This is a genomic window from Variovorax frigidus, from assembly GCF_051216515.1.
In the GTDB taxonomy this organism is placed as follows: domain Bacteria; phylum Pseudomonadota; class Gammaproteobacteria; order Burkholderiales; family Burkholderiaceae_C; genus Variovorax.
In genome coordinates, this window is sequence record NZ_JBPJZF010000002.1 from 83,470 (window position 1) to 102,554 (window position 19,085).

Annotated in this window: 18 protein-coding genes; 9 read left to right on the forward strand and 9 right to left on the reverse strand. The window is 61.7% G+C overall.

Features of this window, described 5'->3' with window-relative positions; genetic code table 11:
- Positions 1-28 precede the first annotated feature (28 nt).
- The 5 genes from ACSFBC_RS05660 to ACSFBC_RS05680 form a co-directional block, all read right to left on the reverse strand.
- Complete coding sequence (locus ACSFBC_RS05660; protein WP_435509354.1) at positions 29-1,120, reverse strand: mandelate racemase/muconate lactonizing enzyme family protein; 1,092 nt, start codon at positions 1,118-1,120, stop codon at positions 29-31.
- Positions 1,117-1,971 (reverse strand): NAD-dependent epimerase/dehydratase family protein, encoded by an 855-nt coding sequence (locus ACSFBC_RS05665; protein WP_435509355.1) that lies wholly within the window; start codon positions 1,969-1,971, stop codon positions 1,117-1,119. The genes ACSFBC_RS05660 and ACSFBC_RS05665 overlap by 4 nt, the downstream gene beginning before the upstream one ends.
- A gap of 133 nt (positions 1,972-2,104) precedes the next feature.
- On the reverse strand, positions 2,105-2,917 hold the full coding sequence (locus tag ACSFBC_RS05670; RefSeq protein ID WP_435509356.1) for a transporter substrate-binding domain-containing protein: 813 nt from the start codon (positions 2,915-2,917) through the stop codon (positions 2,105-2,107).
- Between the two features lie 151 nt (positions 2,918-3,068).
- The gene (locus tag ACSFBC_RS05675; RefSeq protein ID WP_435509357.1) at positions 3,069-4,265 is read right to left on the reverse strand and encodes an L-talarate/galactarate dehydratase; all 1,197 of its coding nucleotides are present in this window, start codon (positions 4,263-4,265) and stop codon (positions 3,069-3,071) included.
- 46 nt (positions 4,266-4,311) lie between these two features.
- Positions 4,312-5,277, reverse strand: coding sequence for a Bug family tripartite tricarboxylate transporter substrate binding protein (locus ACSFBC_RS05680; protein ID WP_435509358.1), 966 nt, complete (start codon positions 5,275-5,277; stop codon positions 4,312-4,314).
- A gap of 290 nt (positions 5,278-5,567) precedes the next feature.
- Here ACSFBC_RS05680 and ACSFBC_RS05685 point away from each other — a divergent pair, with 290 nt between their 5' ends.
- Both ACSFBC_RS05685 and ACSFBC_RS05690 read left to right on the forward strand, forming a co-directional pair.
- Complete coding sequence (locus tag ACSFBC_RS05685; RefSeq protein WP_435509359.1) at positions 5,568-6,554, forward strand: LacI family DNA-binding transcriptional regulator; 987 nt, start codon at positions 5,568-5,570, stop codon at positions 6,552-6,554.
- Positions 6,555-6,928: 374 nt separating this feature from the next.
- Positions 6,929-7,456: a helix-turn-helix domain-containing protein gene (locus ACSFBC_RS05690; protein WP_435509360.1), complete on the forward strand. Its 528-nt coding sequence runs from the start codon at positions 6,929-6,931 to the stop codon at positions 7,454-7,456.
- A gap of 19 nt (positions 7,457-7,475) precedes the next feature.
- Here the strand turns inward: ACSFBC_RS05690 and ACSFBC_RS05695 are convergent, their stop codons facing one another.
- Genes ACSFBC_RS05695 through ACSFBC_RS05710 form a run of 4 tightly spaced genes read right to left on the reverse strand, consistent with a single transcriptional unit; the run spans position 7,476 to position 11,012 of the window.
- Entirely contained in the window at positions 7,476-8,162 is a 687-nt protein-coding gene (locus tag ACSFBC_RS05695) for a 3-oxoacid CoA-transferase subunit B (RefSeq protein WP_435509361.1), read from the reverse strand.
- A 2-nt stretch (positions 8,163-8,164) separates the two neighbouring features.
- Positions 8,165-8,821: a 3-oxoacid CoA-transferase subunit A gene (locus tag ACSFBC_RS05700; RefSeq protein ID WP_435509362.1), complete on the reverse strand. Its 657-nt coding sequence runs from the start codon at positions 8,819-8,821 to the stop codon at positions 8,165-8,167.
- Positions 8,818-10,017 (reverse strand): acyl-CoA dehydrogenase family protein, encoded by a 1,200-nt coding sequence (locus ACSFBC_RS05705; RefSeq protein WP_435509363.1) that lies wholly within the window; start codon positions 10,015-10,017, stop codon positions 8,818-8,820. Before ACSFBC_RS05705 ends, ACSFBC_RS05700 begins: the two co-directional genes overlap by 4 nt.
- 11 nt (positions 10,018-10,028) lie before the next feature.
- Positions 10,029-11,012 carry a Bug family tripartite tricarboxylate transporter substrate binding protein gene (locus ACSFBC_RS05710; RefSeq protein WP_435509364.1) on the reverse strand — a complete coding sequence of 328 codons (984 nt, stop codon included), beginning with the start codon at positions 11,010-11,012 and terminating at the stop codon, positions 10,029-10,031.
- Between the two features lie 287 nt (positions 11,013-11,299).
- On the opposite strand from ACSFBC_RS05710, the gene acuR reads away from it, so the two are divergent.
- From acuR to ACSFBC_RS05745, 7 genes are all read left to right on the forward strand, one after another.
- Positions 11,300-12,007 carry an acrylate utilization transcriptional regulator AcuR gene (gene acuR, locus ACSFBC_RS05715; RefSeq protein WP_435509365.1) on the forward strand — a complete coding sequence of 236 codons (708 nt, stop codon included), beginning with the start codon at positions 11,300-11,302 and terminating at the stop codon, positions 12,005-12,007.
- A complete protein-coding gene (acuI, locus tag ACSFBC_RS05720; protein ID WP_435509366.1) occupies positions 11,976-12,959 on the forward strand; it encodes an acrylyl-CoA reductase (NADPH) in 984 nt (327 codons plus the stop codon). Before acuR ends, acuI begins: the two co-directional genes overlap by 32 nt.
- 108 nt (positions 12,960-13,067) lie before the next feature.
- A complete protein-coding gene (locus ACSFBC_RS05725) occupies positions 13,068-14,708 on the forward strand; it encodes a thiamine pyrophosphate-dependent enzyme (protein WP_435509367.1) in 1,641 nt (546 codons plus the stop codon).
- A 68-nt stretch (positions 14,709-14,776) separates the two neighbouring features.
- Positions 14,777-15,742: a Bug family tripartite tricarboxylate transporter substrate binding protein gene (locus ACSFBC_RS05730; protein WP_435509368.1), complete on the forward strand. Its 966-nt coding sequence runs from the start codon at positions 14,777-14,779 to the stop codon at positions 15,740-15,742.
- 29 nt (positions 15,743-15,771) lie between these two features.
- Positions 15,772-16,380, forward strand: a complete 609-nt coding sequence (locus tag ACSFBC_RS05735; protein WP_435509369.1) for a 2-hydroxychromene-2-carboxylate isomerase — start codon at positions 15,772-15,774, stop codon at positions 16,378-16,380.
- Positions 16,377-17,570, forward strand: coding sequence for an acyl-CoA dehydrogenase family protein (locus ACSFBC_RS05740; protein WP_435509370.1), 1,194 nt, complete (start codon positions 16,377-16,379; stop codon positions 17,568-17,570). The genes ACSFBC_RS05735 and ACSFBC_RS05740 overlap by 4 nt, the downstream gene beginning before the upstream one ends.
- Before the next feature lies 1 nt (position 17,571).
- Positions 17,572-18,702 (forward strand): CaiB/BaiF CoA transferase family protein, encoded by a 1,131-nt coding sequence (locus ACSFBC_RS05745; RefSeq protein WP_435509371.1) that lies wholly within the window; start codon positions 17,572-17,574, stop codon positions 18,700-18,702.
- Positions 18,703-19,085: the final 383 nt, after the last annotated feature.

Sequence of the window (19,085 nt, forward strand, 5' to 3'; positions counted from 1 at the left end):
CGTGCGGGGATGCGCCCATGGTCATCCCTCAGACACGGTAGCGCGCCAGCACTTGTGCGTCCGGCACGAAGCCATGGCCTGGCACATGGGGGATGCGCACCGTGCCGCCCACAGGGAGCGGCGTGCCGCCTTCGGCGAGGTCGGCCGCCGGCTTCACATAGAGGTGCTCGAACAGCGGCTCGCCCGCCAACACGGCGCTCAACTGGAGCGTGGCGAAGTAGCCCGGTCCGAAGTACGGCGAATGCGGCATCACGGCCACGCCCTTTGCCTGCGCCAAAGCCGCGACCTCCACGAACTCGGTGACGCCGCCGACCTTGATGACCGAGGGCTGGGCATAGCGCACCGCGCCAGCCTCGAGCATGCGCGCAAACTCCTGGCGCGTGCATGCGTTCTCGCCAGCCCCAACCGGGAAGTCCGCGTTCAGTTGCGCCTGGGTGCGAATGTCTTCGGGCGGGAACACCGGCTCCTCGATCCACATCGCGTCCACTTCGCGCAGCATTGCGATGCGCTCGCGGGCCTGCTCGGTCGACCAGGCGCAGTTGACGTCCACCGACAGGCCGATGCCCGGCCCGCTGGCGGCGCGCCCGGCGCGGATGATGTCGGGCTCGATCTCGTGCAGCTTGATGTAGCGATAACCTTGGGCAACGGCTTCGTGGCAGTACTTGCGGACCAGCGCAGCGTCGCCATAGCGCACGAGGCTCGCATAGGCCGGCATCTCACTGCGGCGCGCGGCGCCCAGCAGCGAATGCAGCGGTAGGCCCTGGGCCTTGGAGGCGATATCCCACAACGCGATGTCGAAACCCGAGATGGCGAACATCGTGATGCCATAGCGTCCGAACAGGTGCAGTCGGCGTTGCAACTCCAGCATCAGCGCCTCGGGCGTGGCCGCCAGCTCGCGGCCTTGCAACAGCGGCGCGACCATGCCACGCGCGGCCGTGGCCACAGCAGCGCGGCAGGAATAGGCGAAGCACTCGCCCCAACCCACGACGCCGGTGTCGGTCTCCACCCGCACCAGCACGAACTCAAGAGAATCCCAGCGACCCGGCGTGATGCCCATGCCGCTGCCGCCGTCGTCGAAAGGGATGACGGCCTCGATGACGTCGATCTGCGAGATCTTCATGCCACTCCCCGCGCGCCAGGCAGCAACCGATCGGTCCCACCCTCGTACTCGGACTGAGAGAACTGCCCCCCCAGCGTCAGCTCGGCGGCGGCACGCGCAGCAGCGCTGCCGGGCGCAGGCAGTGGATCGTCACGCAGCACCTGTTCGTCCCAGCCCTCGGAACCGTCCTGCGGCGCATAGCCCAGTGCGTAGGCCGTGGCGTTGTCGTAATGACGGCCCTCGGCGTCGGAAATGCCATAGACGATGTCGAAGCCGATGTCCGGATGCTCGATGCCGATGGCCACCAGCTGGCCCAGATCGCGCCAGCTGATCCAACTGCCCATGCGGCGGCGGTCGATCGGGCGCGTGTTCACATTGCCGATCCGCACCGACAGCACCTGCATGCCGTACTTATAGGCATACAAAGCGCCAATGGACTCACCGAAGGCCTTGCCGACCGCGTAGCGACTGTCTGGCCGCAAAATGGCCGCGTTGCCCATCAGCGGCCCATGCGGCGCACGCGGGTGCAAGCCGACCACATGGTGAGAACTGGCGTACACAACGCGGCGCACGCCGGCATCGCGCGCGGCATCAAACACGCTGATGCAGCCCTCCACGCTGAGCTTGACCTGATCGGGCCAGGGGGCATCCGTGGTGCAGGCCGCGAGGTGCACCACGGCGTCGCAGCCCTGCAGTTTCTGCGTCATGGCCGCCTGGTCGGTGATGTCAACGACAGCGGCTTCCTCATCGGCCGCGATGCTCTGAATCGGCTTGATGTCCAACGACAGCACGCGGTAGCCGCGCTGCAGTAGTTGCGCGCGCAGGCCGGTTCCCACCAGTCCTGCGGCGCCTGTGATAGCAATACGTTTCATGCTTGAAAAGTCTCGGTTGAACCCGCGTCGCGGGGTGTCGCAATTGTGGAACGCAGCCCGACCATGCCGGAGAGCGCCGCGCGCCAGGCTGCGCCAGCAGTACCAGATGGCGGGACGCGCGCGCCGCGTCCGCCTAACGCGCGGCTTGTGCCACCGCAGCAGGCAGGTCGATGCCTTGATTCTTCTTGAACACTGCAGCCAGTTTTCCGTTGGCCATATTGGTCCTCACCCATTGGTCGATCCATTCCCTGAGCCGCGTGTCGTTCTTGCGCATGCCCATGCCGTGCAAGCTGTTGCGCAGCACGATCTTGGTTTCCAGCGCCTTGGCAGGGTCGCGCTTGTTGACGACCTCATTCAATGTGACCGATTGGGCGACGATGTCGACCTGCCCGCTCAGCACGGCGGTCAGCGTCGTCGCTTCGTCCTCGAAACGCACGATCTCGACGCCCTTCGGAGCGGCGGCGGTCAAGTCGGTGTCCATGACGGTACCGCGTGCGACGCCTACGCGCTTGCCGACCAGATCGGCCATGGTCTTGACAGCCAGGCCGCGCGGCGCGGAGACCGCGGTGGTCGTGCCCGAATACGGCAGCGAGAAGTCGATGACCTTCTGCCGCTCGGCGGTAATCGTCATCGCGGCCACCACGATGTCCGCCTTGTCGGTGATCAGTTGCGGAATGCGGTTGGCGCCGTTGGTCGGTACCATCTCCAGCGTGACGCCGAGATCCTGCGCCAGCATCTTGGCGGTCTCGTATTCTGACCCGCTCATCTCGAGCTTGTCGTTCTTGAACGACCAGGGCGGAATGCTGGGGTCGAGTGCGATGCGAATCTTTTTGGCTTGCTGGATGCGTGCCAGTGTGTCGTTTTTCGCGTGGGCAGCCATGCTGCCAAATGCCATCGCGCCTGCAAGGGAGGCGCTGACGATGATGAAAGTGCGTCGGTCGATCATGATGTCTCCTAAGGGTGAGCGATCGGGCGGCTGACGACGCCCTCGAGGCTTGCCCATGCTAGGAGGCCCGCGCGGTCGCGGCGTGGGCCCGCGCAGGCGCAATGGGCGAAAATCCCCACGAGCTGGGACTCGACGGCAGTGGGCGGCAGTCTCAGGGCCGCTTGCTGAACTCCTGCGTCTCCGTCGTCCAACGCAACGCCTGCTCGCTCAGGCTGAAGCCCAACCCCGGTCGGTCCGACACGTGCATGCGGCCGTCCTTGAGGTGCATCTGCTCGTTGAACATCGGCCCCAGCCATTCGAAGTGCTCGAGCCACGGCTCGATCGGATAGGCCGCTGCCAGGTGCAGGTGAATTTCCATTGCGAAGTGCGGTGCCAGCTTGCGGCCCTTGAAAGCTGCCAGGTTCATGATCTGAAGGAATGGCGTGATGCCACCCACGCGCGGTGCGTCGGGCTGGATGAAGTCGCTGCCCTCGGACATGATCAGTTGCGCGTGCTCACCGAAGCTGGTGAGCATTTCGCCGGTGGCGATCGCGGTGTCGAAGCGTGCGGCCAGTTGCGCGTGGCCTTCGAAGTCGTAGGCGTCCAGCGGTTCCTCGATCCAGGTGAGGTCGAAGCCTTCGAAGGCGCGGCAGGCGCGCGTGGCCTTCTGGCGGTCCCATTGCTGGTTGGCATCGACCATGAGCGGAAACGAATCGCCCAGCAGCTTGCGTACTTCTCCCACACGCTCGATGTCGATGGCCAGGTCGGGCTGGCCCACCTTCAGCTTGATGCCGCCGATGCCGCTCTCGCGCGAGATGGCGACGTTCTTCAGCACTTGGTCGAGCGGCGTGTGCAGGTAGCCGCCCGAAGTGTTGTAGCACTGAACCGAGTCGCGCTCGGCACCCAACAGCTTGGCCAGCGGCAGCTTCGCGCGCTTGGCCTTCAGGTCCCACAGCGCGATGTCGAAGGGCGCGATGGCCTGTGTCGTAAGGCCGCTGCGGCCCATGCTCGCGCCGGCCCACAGCAGTTTGGTGAACAGGCGCGAGATGTCGTTGGGGTCTTCGCCCAGCAGGTTGGGCGCGAGTTCCTTGGCATGTGCGTACATGCCGGGGCCGCCCGCGCGCTTGCTGTAGCCGAAGCCGATGCCTTCGTGACCATCGCGCGTGCGGATCTCGGCAAAGATGAAGGCGATCTCGGTCAGCGGCTTCTGGCGGCCCGTGAGCACCTTGGCGTCGCTCACCGGCGTGGCCAGCGGCAGGTACATCAGCGAGACCTTGATCCAGTCGATGCGGTCGCCCGCATCGACCGCGGTGCGCGCGCCCTCGGCCACCTTGGCGTAGGAAACGATGTTGGATTCAACGGCTGTCATTCGGTCACCTCAAAAGAGAACAAAAAGTAGGAAAAAGAAGGGGCGCTCAGTCGAGCTTGATGCCGGCCTTTTGGACCACCTGCGTCCAGCGCGTTGTCTCGTCCTGCACGAAGCGCGTGTAGTCCGCTGGATGCGACACCACCACCACGAAGCCATTCGACTCCAACCTGGCACGCACGGCAGGATCTGCGAAGCCCTTGACCATCGCGGCCTCGAGCTTTTCGATGACGGCCTTCGGCGTACCCTTGGGCGCCGACAGGCCGATCCACGACACCGCGCTGAAGCCGGTGTAACCCGACTCGGACACAGTGGGCACGTCGGGGAACAACGGGTTGCGCTGCGCGCTGGTGACGACCAGCGCGCGCAGCTTGCCGGCCTTGATGTGCGGCAGCACCGCATCCTGGTTGGTGAACATGCCGGGAATCTGGTCGGCCAGCACATCGTTGAGCGCGGGCGCGCTGCCCTTGTACGGTATTCCCACCATGTCCAGCCCCGCCACCTGCTTGAGGTACTCGGTGGTCACATGGCCCGAGGACGCGTTGACCTGTCCGTAATTGAACTTGCCCGGATTGGCCTTGACCCAGGCGATGAACTCCTTGAAGTTCTTTGCCGGGAACGACGGGTTGACCACCAGCACGTTGGGCCCGGCCGCGAGTTGCGACACGTGGACGAAGTCGCGGTTCGAGTCGTACGGAGGCTTGGGCGAGAAACCATGAATGATCGCATTGCTGCCGATGCCAGACAGCAGCAGCGTGTAGCCGTCGCCCGGTGCCTTGGCCACCTGCTCGGTACCGATGGCGCCGCCCGCCCCGCCCCTGTTGTCGACGATAAATGGTTGCTTGAGCTGCCGGCCGAGCGCCTCGGCGATCAGCCGGCCCATGATGTCGCTGGTGCCGCCCGCGGGGAATGGCACGATGAGCTTCACGGGACGCGAGGGATAGTCGTCCGCGTGAGCGGCGCCGGCCAGCAGGCTGGTGCATGCCAGGGCGGCGAGAAGGGTTCTGCGGAACATGCGTTTGTCTCCTGTGCGTGGATTCGCTCTTGGAACTGTCTTTATGGAAGCGCTTTCATTTTGGCTTTCACAGAGACGTTGGCAAGCCGGCTTGACAAGTGATGGCGCTCCCTATTCCCATCGCCTGGGACAAAACTGCACAGCTTGGTAGCGCTTTCATTTCGAGAGGTTTCCAGAGGCTGGCAAAGCTATGATCCGCAGCGTTGCGCAGTGCCCTTCCGATGTCCCCCTCCACCTCGACGCCCACGCCCCTTTCTCCCGACGGCAGCGCCCAACCCGGCACCGCTCGTATGAGCGACGTAGCGCATGAGGCCGGCGTGTCCCTGGTCACCGTCTCGCGCGCCATCAACACGCCCGACAAGCTCGCGCCCAACACCCTGGCTGCCGTGCGCGCGGCCATCGAGAGGCTGGGCTACGTGCCCAACCTCATGGCCGGCAGCCTGGCGTCGAATCGTTCGCGCATCGTGGCGGCCATCGTGCCGACCATCTCCAATCTGGTGTTCTCCGAAATGCTCGAAGCGCTGGCGCAGACGCTGGCCGATGGCGGCTACCAGCTGTTACTGGGCCAGAGCACCTACCGCCCCAACGACGAGGCCGCGCTGGTCGATACCTTTCTCGGGCGCCGCGTTGACGGGCTGGTGCTCACCGGCATTGCCCAACCCAGCGCGCTGCGGCTCAAGCTGCGCCGTGCGGGCGTGCCCGTTGTGCAGACCTGGGACTTGCCCGCCGCCGGCGGCGACGCGCCGGTCGACATGCTGGTGGGCTTCTCGAACGTGGGCGCCGGCCGGGCCGCCGCGCAGCACCTGTTGTCGCGCGGGCACAAGGTGCTGGCCTTCATCGGCGCCGAGGAGGAACGCTCGCGTCTGCGGCTCGAAGGCTTTCGCGCCGAGGCCGCGGCGCATGGTGCTCTTGCTGTACCCGCCGAACTCATCCGCCCTCCCGTGCAGATCGACGACGCCGGCCCGCGGCTGGCGCAACTGCTGACGCGGCGCCCCGACATCACGGCCGTTTTCTGCAACAACGACTTGCTCGCGGCCGGCCTGCTCTTCGAGTGCCAGCAGCGCGGCTGGAACGTGCCCGGACGTATCGCGGTGATGGGCTTCGGCGACATGCCGATCGCGCGCGCCGCCTCGCCACGCCTGTCGACCGTACGCATCCGTCGCGCCGAGATGGGTGAACGCGCGGGGCAGATGCTGCTGGCGCGGCTGGCCGGTGAAGACCCCGGCGCGCGGCTGGTGGACATCGGCTTCGAGGTCATCGCGAGGAGCAGCACGTGAAAGGGCAGTTGCTGTCAGCCTGGGTTCAGGCTCGGGCTTGGTGGATTTTCGGATGAGCAGCTGGCACAGTCGGTGAAAAAGCTCCGTCGAGTGCTTGAAAGTCAATTTCAAAGGGCCGCTGGCGAATGGCAGGCGGCCCCATATCAAGTCAATGAGCGTGACGACCATCTCAGTCGTCACCTGCATCGCAGGGGGGGGCGCACTGGCTTGCGCCTTGTGGCGGACTGCTGGCGGACGAGGTGCCGGCAAGAGCGGCAAACCTTGGGCTTCACAAATCAGGTCTACCAACGCGCTATGCGAGAATTCTTCGCTCCACAACTCCCACATGGGCTGGTCTGGCACAAGCCGCCCAAGACCATGGCCTTTCTGATTTCGTGACACTGCACCTCAAATACTTGCGTGTCCAGAGCGGCATGACTCTGGAAGATCTGGCACGCGATTCCGGCCTGACGCGGAGCTATCTCTCCAAGATTGAACGTGGGCTGTCAACCCCATCAATCGAGTCGGCGCTTGGTATCGCGAAGGCGCTTGGAGTTACCGTGGACCGCCTGTTCGGCGAGCAACAAAAAGAAGACGTCATCTCCATCGTCAGGGGTAACGGAGCCGACGCGGGCGATGTTGAAAATCATCTGTCACTTGTTGCGGGCATCAACTCGAAGCGGGTCATGCGAGCCTTCATCGTCAGGCCTGGCATGAAGCAAAAGCGTGGCCGAATCATGAGTCATCACGAGGGTGAGGAAATCATCTTCGTACTGAGCGGCAAGATCGAGATGCTGGTCGGAACCAGGCGTGAGACGCTCAACCCTGGTGACTGCGTGCAGTTCGATTCCACCATTCCTCATAAGTTAACTGCCCTGGACGACAAGCCTGCGGCAGCACTGGTCGTGATCGCCACCACGTGATCGTAAGAAGTCGTTTGACTCAAGACTCTTTGTAGATTCCGTCGAATCCGAAACGTCGAATCTCGGAGCCCACCGAAACCGGAGCGCCTGTTGAGCGCTGGAGATCTTCCATCGAGACGCCCTCGAGCAGAGCATGCGCTACGAGGCCAGCTGGCATGACGTCGATGATCGCGATGCTAGTGAAGATCCTTGACACCACCCCAACGGCAGTCAATGGAAGGGTGCATTCGGCCACGATGCGCGGCTGCCCATCGCGCGTGGTGTGATCCATCATTACCCAGATGGCCTTGGCACCCACAGCTAGATCGATTGCGCCACCAATGGCCGGCGGCGAACCCACGGATTCCCCAGTGCTCCAATTTGCGAGGTCTCCATTCCGAGAGACTTCGAACGCCCCCAAGATGGCTATGTCAAGGTGCCCCCCGCGCATCATCGAGAAAGAGAGGCTGGAGTCGAAGTACGAACCGCCTTTCGCCAGAGTGACCGGCATCTTCCCCGCATTGATGAGATCGGGATTCTCATGACCCTCCGCAGGCTTGGGGCCTACATTGAGAATTCCGTTTTCGCTGTGCAGCATCACGGAAGTTCCGACGGGGAGGTAATCCGCCACCTGGGTCGGCGCACCGATGCCGAGGTTCACGAAGCCAACAGCAGGAAGGTGACTTGCGACAAGGCGAGCCAGATCGGAACGGGAAAGAGTTTTCATGATCAAGGGCAGGAAAAGATTCGGTCGACGAAGATGCACGGCGTGACGATCCCTTCGGGATCCATGTCACCGGGTTCGAGCAACTGATCGACCTCCACAGCCACGATGTCAGCCGCAGTGGCCATCACGACGGAATGGTTTCGTGCGGTCATGTTGTAGTTGACGTTGCCTGCAGTGTCCCCTTGCCGCCCTTTCAGAAGTGCAAACTGGGCGTGAAGGGGGAGTTCGAGCAGGTACTCCTTGCCATTGACCACCACGATTTCCTTGCCCTGCGCGAACACCGTGCCGATACCCACAGGGCTGAGCACGCCGCCGAGGCCCGCGCCCCCGGCGCGGATTCGCTCTACCAGCGTTCCTTGCGGCACGAGTTCGAGCTCCACGGTGCCTTGGCGGTATTGCTCGGTGAAAGCGGACGCGTTGCGCGGGTACGAGCAGATCATCTTGCGCACGATCCTCGATTCGAACCACAGTGTGAGGTCGTCGCCACCCGAGCCGGCATTGTTCGAGATCACTGTAAGTTCCTTCACACCGAGATCGATCACGGCTCGTATAAGCCGCCGGGATAGCCCCGCACCGCCAAACCCGCCCACCATAATGGTGTCGCCGTCCTTGATCCCGTTGACGGCGGTTGCCGCGTCCTTGACTGATACGTTTCTCATGCTTCGCTTTTCCGTTGAACTCCTGCCGGCTCGGCATATTCCTTCACCAGACCCTTGCCAATGCGATTCAGCAGCATCTCGTTCGTGCCGTCGGCATAGCTTGCAAGCCTGACTTCCGACAGCAGCATGGCAAGGCGATGACTCGCACTGGCACCGATGGCACCCATCGCACTTTGCGCCTGCTCAATCGCCCAGCATGCCGTGCGGACCGCAAACGACTTTGCTTGTGCGGCGATGGTCTGCGACGGGCCTCCCTCATGAATGGCAAGTGCCGCCTGAAACACCAGTGCGCTGGCAGCCTCGAGCCGAGTAGAAATCTCTGCAAGTTGCCAGTTCATGCCCTGGTGTGACAGCACCGCGTGGCCGAAAGACTCACGCTGGGAGGCATAACGCACAGCATCCGACAACGCAGACTTGGCAGAAGCAACACACATCGCTGCGACGTGGACCCGCGCCGCGTTCACTGAGGCCATCGAGGACCGCATCCCCTGCCCTGCTTCGCTGAATGGTGACCACGCGGGCGCGGGATAGTCCACGAATGTCAGCGTTGCAAGACGGAACGAACGCGCGCCCGGCATGACAATTTCCTCACGCGTCAGGCTGGCTCCGTCGACCAGCGGGACGAGGAATGAACCGATTCCGCTGGTGCCATCCGGTTGCTCCACGCGTGCGAGAAGGCTGACGCAGCCCACCAGCATGCCGTTTGTTACCCAGGCCTTGCTGCCGTTGATGACCCAGCCCTGGCGGGTGCGGCGCGCGTTGGTCTTCAATGCGCCGAGATCGCTGCCGCCGTCGGGCTCGGACATCGCCGATGCCGAAAGAACCTGCCCCGAGCGGAGCCTGGCAAGCAGCTGATCTTTTTGCTGGACTGTTCCTGAACGGGACAGCTTCGTTACCGAGCCTTGCAGGTTGTTCAGGGCGAACGCGACCCCAAAGCCATGCTCCGCCACCGTCTGTGCAACACGGATCTTGCACAGGAATGACGCTTCTTCACCGCCGTCATAGCGAAGCGCCTGGAGGCCCAGAAACCCCTGCTCAGCCCAGCGGTCAATCCATTCGGTATCGAACGGCTTGCCCTGCAGGAAGCACTCCAGCAATGAACTGGAGAACGCATGGTCGCAGAAGGCGCGGGCGCGCTCCACCAGTGATTTCTCATGCCCGCTCAGCAGGCTATCGTAGGGGGCGTAAAAGCTCACCACGGCACCCCTTATCGTGACAATGGCACGGACTGGCTCTTAGCCCATTGGTTCCAGAAATCGATCTCTTGCGCAACTTGCTTTGTGTAGAGATCCGGTGACGAGGCCTTGATGGGTACCCCGCCAATCGTTTCCAGCTGACCGAGGAACTCGGGACGGGCAACCACCTTGTCAAGCGCTGTAGCGAGCTTCTTAACGATCTCGGAGGGTGTGCCCGCTGGCGCAGCAACTCCAAACCAGGGTGAGAGGTCCATCGGCTTTCCTCCAGCCTCTTGTGCGGTGGGCAGATCAGGGAACGCTGGTGAACGTTCTGGCGCTGCGACGGCAAGCGCCCTGATCTTTCCTGCCTGGATATTCTGCGCCACCGTTGACTCCGGGAAGAAACCGACCTGGACGATTCCCGCCATGAGGTCGCTGATAGGTTGTGCGCCTCCCTTGTAGTTAACAAAAGTCATCTTCGTTTCGTTTCGCGCGTCGAACAACGTCCCTCCGATATGGGATGTAGCGCCGAAGGTGCCACCGAAATTTAGCTTCCCAGGGTTGGCCTTCGCATACGCGATCAGTTCCTTGATGCTTTTGATGGGCAGCTCCGTATTGACCACGATCAGGTTGCGCTGCTTTGCAACATTTCTGATGTACGTGAAGTCCTTGAGTTGGCTGTAGGGCAAGGACGAGTTGAGGGCCTCCCCACGCGTTTGGGAGGACTCGACCGAGAGCAGGAGGGTGTATCCGTCTGGTTTGGCCTTTGCAACGACGTCGGCACCGATGATGCCGCTCGCACCACCCCGGTTCTCGATGATCACATTGCCTTGAAGCTCTTTCGCCAGGCTCTGCGCAATGATTCGCCCCGCGATATCGGTGGGACCGCCCGGAGGGAATCCCACCACGATCCGGATCGGCCTCGACGGGTACGCGTCGTCGGCATGGACGACCCCGAGCGAAGCAAAAAAAACGATGCCGATGGCGGCAAGAGATTTGAGCAGTCTGATCTTCACGACAGTCCTTCGAAGCGAGTTGGTGATCCGCGAGCCCAGTATGCGATCGATGACACAAGGTGTCTACTAGGACTCACCCTTGTTACCAACGAGCAAGTAACGCGCCACCCTTGCCACTTCCCAAGACCCGCGAAGCTGCACCCTTTTCGATCGATTCTTCCCTGTTTTAGCGCGGAAGGTGCACGTCATCTGTGCGTTGACCGATCGCTTGAGCAGCCGAGGACACAAGAATGCACGAACTGAAATAAAGTGTCCTATCGGATAGTTAGTCGGTCTAGAATTTTAGAATGGAACGACGAAAACCCAGCAGACCGAAGGCGACGGAAGAAGGCGGATCGCCTGCTTACGCGTCGACCCGCAGCGTGCTTCTGCGATGTGGCATGGAACTCCTGACAGAGCAGGGACTAAGCGCAACAGGGCTGGATGCCATCCTGAAAAGAGCGACGGTGCCCAAGGGGTCCTTCTATTACTACTTCGATAGCAAGGAGGCGTTTGGCTTGGCGGTCTTGGACGCTTACGACGACTACCTTTCAAAGAAGCTAGACCGCCGTCTCGGGAACGTTTCACGCCCTCCCCTTCAACGGCTGAGCGACTTCGTTGCCGACGCATCGTCCGGCATGCGCAAGCATCGATTTACTCGAGGATGCCTGGTCGGAAATCTGAGCCAGGAGCTTGGTGCATTGCCTGTCTCGTATCGGGAACGGATGGATCGAATTCTTTGCGGTTGGCAGGCCAAGGTTGCCAACTGCCTCCAGCAGGCCAAAGAGCACGGCGAGCTGCCGCTGCATGCAGACAGCGCCCAGATCGCCGAGTACTTCTGGATCTCCTGGGAGGGAGCGGTCATGCGCGCTCGACTTGCGCAGAGCGACCGCCCACTGCATGTGTTCATCAACTCCTTCTTGGCAGGCCTTCCGGTCCTTGGAGGTTGGCCTTCATCCGCAATTCAAACAAACAAGGAACACAATGTTTCAAGCGATTCTGATCAACAAGGATGAGCACGGCTATCGTGCAGGGCTTGCATCTGTCAGCGAGGACGCCCTTCCTCCAGGTGATGTGCTGGTCCGCGTGGAGTACAGCACCCTCAACTACAAGGACGGCCTGGCAATCACGGGCAAGGGACCTGTGGTGCGGAAGTTTCCGATGGTGCCGGGCATCGACTTCGCCGGCACCGTGGAAGCCAGTGAGCATCCGGGCTTTAAAGCTGGCGACAAGGTCGTGTTGAACGGATGGGGCGTCGGCGAACAACATTGGGGCGGGCTTGCACAGAAGGCGCGTGTGAAGGGCGATTGGCTGATCGCCTTGCCTTCGCGGTTTAGCGCTCGAGATGCCATGGCGATCGGTACCGCCGGTTACACGGCGATGCTCTGTGTACTCGCGCTCGAGCGGAGCGCGGTTAAACCCGGCGACGGCGAGATCCTGGTGACGGGCGCGAGCGGGGGCGTTGGGAGCTTTTCCGTTGCGTTGCTAGCCAGTCTGGGCTATCAGGTCATTGCCGCTACGGGTCGGGCGGCCGAGGCGGACTACCTGCGCCGACTTGGGGCGTCGGGCATCATTGATCGCCGCGAACTCAGCGAGCCCGGCAAGGCGCTTCAGAAGGAGCGCTGGAGCGCGGCGGTTGATTCTGTGGGCAGCCACACGCTGGCGAACGTTTGTGCACAGATGCGTGCGAATGGCGCTGTAGCAGCCTGCGGCATGGCCCAGGGCCTCGATTTCCCGGCTTCCGTGGCGCCCTTCATCCTGCGCGGCATCACCCTTCACGGGGTCGACAGCGTGATGCGACCCATAGCGGACAGGCAGCTTGCATGGGATCGCCTCGCCAAGGACTTGGACCTTCGGATCCTCGAGGACGTCGCTGAGGAGGTCGCCTTGTCCGACGCTGTCCAGGCAGCGGAAAGACTCATGCGCGGAGAAATCCGTGGGCGGGTCGTTGTCAACGTCAACGCCTGATTCACTGTCCCTTCGCGCTGTCACAGCGCCGCACCAACCTCTGGATGGTGCGTTGCCCACCGACAATCCGACCGGGCATCGAGCCACGGTTGCTCCCGAGAGAAAAGCATGTCCTACCGAGTAGCAGAACTCATCGTCGACAGTCTTGATGCCCATGGCGTTGATCGTGCCTACAGCGTTCCAGGGGAGAGCTTCCTGGCTCTTCTCGACGCTCTCCATGCCCGCGCCGGCTTTGACCTTGTCACCTGCCGTCATGAGGGATCTGCCGCGTTGGCCGCCATTGCAGATGCCAAGCTTACGGGCCGCCCGGGTGTGGTCCTGGCGAGCCGGGGGCCGGGCGCCTTCAACGCCGCGATCGGCGTCCATGTGGCGGCCGAAGAAGCAATTCCGCTCGTCTTGCTGATAGGGCAAGTTGATGCGCCGAATCTCGGTCGAGGAGCCGTCCAAGAGATTGATTCCTCGAAGGCCTTCTCTGGTCTTCTCAAATGGTCAGGGCGCATTGAAAGCGCTGATCGCGCGTCGGAAGTCTTGGCTCGCGCATTCGCCGCGGCGACAAGTGGCGCACCTGGTCCCGTGGCGATCGAATTGCCGGAGGATGTGCTCACGCACCTCATGGAGCAACGCCGACCGCAGGTCAACGGCACGCCCTCGCCCGTGGCGTCAGCCATCGACGTCGATGCCGTGTTCAAGATGTTGAGCACCGCGGAACGGCCTCTGCTGATCGTCGGCGGCGAATGTCGAAGCGATGCATTCCGGGCGGAGCTGCAGAAGTTGGTCGAGCAATGGGGCATTCCTGTGGCGCTGACCAACAAGAACCAGGATCAGTTTCCGAACGCGCATCCTTTGTGGGTAGGGCAGTTGAGTTTTTTCACCTCGCCGGCACATGCGTCGTTGTTTTCCGAATCGGATCTGATCGTCGCTGTGGGCTCCCGCATGGGAGACGTCTCGTCTCTCGGTTTTTCCTATCCCCGCCAGGACCAGGATCGCCAACGCTTCGTTCATGTCTACCCAGATGCGGGCTTCATTGGCAGGCATTTCCACACCGACCTGCCAATCGTCTCGTCGGCGGAATCGTTTGTCAGCGCCGCCCTGGCGCATGGCGGACGCGGCTCGGTGTCTGCACAGTGGGGAGAGAGGGTCCTGGACACCGCGCGCGCGGCGCACGGATGGCCAACAACGAACGTTCCAGAAAACGACGTGTTGGGCCACGCGATCATGGCGGTCGCTTTTCATGCCCAAGAAGACGCCATCCTAACGACCGACTCGGGGAACTTTGCAGGTTGGGTTCATCGCATCTTCAAAATGACGCCGGCGAACCGACTGCTCGGATCGGCATGCGGGGCCATGGGAACCGGTGTTCCAGCTGGCGTCGCGGCCGGACTGCGTTATCCGGGTCGGCAAGTCATTGCATTCTGCGGTGATGGTGGATTCCTCATGAACGGCAATGAGTTGATCACGGCTGTCGAGCGGGGCATCAACCTGGTAATAGTGGTGTCGAACAACGGATCCTACGGAACCATTCGCTTGCACCAGCAGCGTCACTTCCCCGGCCGGGTCAGCGGTACCGATCTGGCAAATCCAAACTTCGCTGCACTCGCCGAGGCGTTCGGAGCACGAGGCATACGCGTTCGGACTGCGCAAGAGGCGCAGGCGCTGGTCGCGAATGCCATGTCAACGCCTGGGCCTGTCCTGATCGAGGTCTGCAGCGATCCCGACGTCACTGCGGAAAGCTCTATGCGCAACCGTTGACCGGTGTAAGGCACGTCGGCCGCGCGGTGCCTTCGAACCTCTCCCGCCCTCTTTTAGTGGAGCAGCACATGAAAAGCAGATTCACTCTCTTCGCTGCGGCGGCTGCCGCATTGTTGAGCGCAGGCACGCAAGCTGCAGACTATCCCTCTCAAGCCATCAGGCTGGTCGTCCCATACCCACCTGGCGGCCCTGTGGATTTCGTCGCGAGAACGCTGAGTGCCCCGCTGTCTCAGGAACTTGGGCAGTCGATCATCATCGACAACAAGGGAGGTGCTGGCGGAAACATTGCTGCGGCAGAAGTCGCCCGGGCAAAACCGGACGGCTACACCCTCATGCTGGTTTACGAGACGCACGCGACGACCAATCTGTTCTATCGAAACTTCAAGTTCGATTCATTTCAGTCCTTCGATTACATCTCGTTGATCGGTCAGTCGCCCATGGTGCTGCTCACGTCCAAGCAATCGGGACTGGACAGCTTGCCGAAGCTTGCAGCCGCGTTGCGTGACAAGCCCGGGCAATTGAATCAAGCCATCACGGGTCCTGGCGATGCAAGTGTGCTGAAGCCAGAACTGCTGCATCAGGTCTTGAAGACGAAGGTGACCTACGTTCCCTTTCCCGGGACGGCTCCGGCACTCACTTCGTTGGCCGGCGGCCAGATCGACCTGGGCCTTGTTTCAGTGACTGCTGCGCTGCCGCTGGTGCAGGGCGGAAAGGTCAATGCGATCGGAGTAGGCTTCGCCGGCCCCATTGCAGCGCTACCCGGTGTCCCTTCGATCAACACCATCGCGCCGGGCTTCGAGTCAGCCGCCTGGGTGGGCATCGTGGCTCCCAAAGATCTTCCCCCTGCCGTCATGGCGAAGCTGGAGGCATCGATCCAAAAGGTACTGATGGCCCCCAGCGTACGCAAACAACTCGAAGCTTCGAGCTTCGTGATCCTTGGGAACAACCAGAGATCCTTCGTGGAGCGTGCGCGTGCCGACTACAGGGAGGCGCAGGCCCTCATTGCCAACGGCGTTCTGAAACCCGAAGAATGACTTACATAGAAAATCGGATGGACTTAAACGTGCAAGATCAAATCGATGCCTACTACTGGATCCACTCTGACTGGGCCTACTTCGGCGGGCCACGCCTGAAAGCGCTCGGCGAACGATTCCAGCTGAAAATCAATCACCGACCGATCGACCTGGAAACCGTTTACGCCCGCACTGGAGGGATCAAGCTTCCCTATCGCTCGATCGAACGCAAGAGCTATCGGTTGCTGGAGATGCAGAGGTTCCGAGAAATCCTCCAGATGCCCATCAATCTGGAGCCGAAGTTCTTCTGTGTGACCGGCCGTCTTCCCTCATGGTTCGTGATCGCCGCGGAACTCAACGGAATCGACGTGGCGGACCTGAGCCAGGCCATCATGCGGGCGATCTGGGTTGAAGACCGGGATGCGGAGGATGGCAACGTGCTCGTCGACATCGCCCATCAACTCGGGTTGCCGGGACGCGAGATCCTTCAGCGCGCACAAGATCCCGTGACGGAAACCGTTTACATGCGGTATACCAATGAGGCGATCGCTCGGGGCGTTTTCGGTGCGCCGTTTTACTACTTCCGCGGCGAAGCGTTCTGGGGTCAGGATCGGATCGCGATGCTGACCGAGACGATCGAGAAGGCGATCGCGAGATGACCGTCCTGCATGGATCCTCTTCGCATGCCCCCATCTACAAGGCTTGGGACGAGCGGCTGAACTCGCAGGAGCTCGGTCTGGTCAAACAAGCTCAGACCTTTAGCCGGGAGGTACTTGTCCCGCTACTCGCCGCTGGGCACTCGAACGTGCCGCTTTCGAAGACCGTGATCAAACAGTGGGCTTCAACAGGACTGCAGGGGATGCAGACCCCTAGGGAGTTGGGCGGCAAAGGAGCCTCTTATGCAGCAAAGATTCGCGTTGTCATGGAGTTGGCCCGGACTTCTTTCAGCGCAGCATTCGCCCTGAACAACTCGCACAGCATGGTGCAGATGGTGGCGACGCGAGCGCCTGAGGCCATCCGAAATCTGTATCTGAACGACTTGCTGAAAGGCGACCTGGTGGCATCCGTCGCACTGACGGAGCCGACCGGTGGCAGCGATCTAGGCGCTATGCGTACCATCGCGCGCAAGACCGATGGCGGTTGGGTGATCAATGGTGCCAAAAGCTGGATAACCAACAGCGCTACGACCGATCTCGTCGTAGTCGCCGCGCAAACGTCGCAGGGCACGCGAGGGATTGGACGTTTCATCGTCCCAATGGATGCCAGTGGAGTTACGAGGCTGGAGCCGCACCGTTTGGCAGCCGGGGGCGCTTCCGGAGTCGGTGGCATCTCTTTCAACGATGTCTTCGTGCCCGATCTCAATCTTCTCGAAGAACCTGGCGACGGATTCAAGCGCGCGATGGAGGCCATCAATGCCGCCAGGGTCCATGTGGCTGCGATGGCAGTCGCAGTCCTGGAGAGCGCGCTCGGCCAAGCCGTCCGCTACTGTCAGACACGTCAAGCGTTCGGCAGGGCGTTGATCGAGCATCAGGGGCTACGCTGGCAGCTTGTCGAGGTGGCCACGACGCTGGAGGCTGCGAATCTTCTCGTTCTCCATACGGCGGACATTGTCCAGAGCGAGGGCGACGCGTCCGTGGCATCGGCCTATGCCAAGAAATTTGCTACGTCAGTGGTCGTACGCGGAGTGGAACAGTGCATGCAGGCGATCGGGGCGACTTCGATGTTTGAGGATGTTGGCCTGGCACGCCAGTTGGCGGAGGTCAAGATGGCTGCCTATGCCGATGGCACAACCGAAATCTTGAACGAGCGGATCGGAATCAGCTTGGTCAAGAGCTACGGAGAGCCGTGACATGAATCTCGACCTCAGCAAATCGCTATCGGGTATTCGTGTGTGTGACCTTAGTCAAGGTATCGCAGGACCCCATGCAACCATGCTGATGGCGCAGTACGGTGCACAGGTGATCAAGGTCGAACCGCCGGCAGGCGACTGGGGCCGCTTGCTGGGGCCAGTGAGCGGCGACCATTGCGTTCATTCCTGGTACTACAACCTTGGCAAGCGGTCGATATCGCTAGACCTCAAATCGGGCGAGGGCCGCCATGTGCTGAGCCATCTGGCGCAGTCATGCGATGTGTTCATCGAGAGCTTCAGGCCAGGTGTAGCGCGTCGCCTCGGGTTCGGCTACGACGAAGTCAGAGGGCTCCGATCGGATGTCATCTATGTCTCGATCTCTGGATTCGGCCAGCAAGGGCCGTACAGCGAACGGGGAACCGTGGACTCTCTCATGCAGGGATTCTCAGGAATGATGGTGATGAACCAGACGACCGATGGAACACCCCATCGGCAGAACATGGTCGCCGTTGATGTGCTGACCGGCCTGTATGCTTTCTCCGCGATCAGCGCCGCAGTATTGACGCGCCAGAAGTCAGGTGAAGGCGGCTTCCTCGACATCAGCCTGATGCAGTCCGCAGCTAGTTTTCAGGGAGCGAAGATCGCGGAATTTCATGCAAGCCATGGTTCACCGCAGGCCTTCTACGGACCGGTAGGCTACTTGCCGACATCGGATGGAGGCGTGTCTGTCTCCTGTCGAAAGCAGGAGCACTATCTGGAACTGTGCCGCGTGCTGCAGAGAGCGGACCTCTGCGGTCAGAGCGAGTTCTCCAAGGTTGAATACCGAGTCTCTCACCATGATGAGTTGATGAGGCAGTTGTCCGTAGCAACATCTCAGTGGAGCACGTCCTCGCTTCTGCTGGCCCTGCAAGCAGCCGGCGTCCTCTCCGAGAAGGCCCAGTCGTATGGCGATTGGCTCCAGGATGAGCATGTCTGCGCCACCGGGGCCTTTGAGTGGACCCAGGCCGCAGGCTGGGGCAGCCTCCCGTTGGTGGGAGCGGTCGGGAGCGGTCCAGCTGCAGATCACCGACACTCCTCGCCAAGCATCGGCGAGCATACTGTGGAGATTCGACAGGAACTCGGGTTGGACTAGCGATTCCAGACATTGACTGTCTTGAGTGGATACCGGACAAATCTCAAAAAATTGCGAGCGATGGATGTCCCGGCGCCACGGCCCTTTCTAAATCACGCTCCTTTTTGTCGTGGAGCGCCCTGCTGCCGTTGGCCCGCAAGTGACCATCAGCCACGGCCTAGAGAACTTGAACTTTCCTCTGCATCTTCGCGGTTCTTCACTCTGTCGATTCAGCTTTGGTTCACTCCTGTCGATCGTAGTGAGTGCCGAATGTCTCCAGATTCAGTAGAGGGAATCTTGCCCTTCGATGCTTTCACGAGTGAGTTCTTCGACCAACGCCCCACACAGAATGATCTGCCGACAAGGCCCCCGACACGCCTTCTGAAAAGCATCAAATTCTGCAG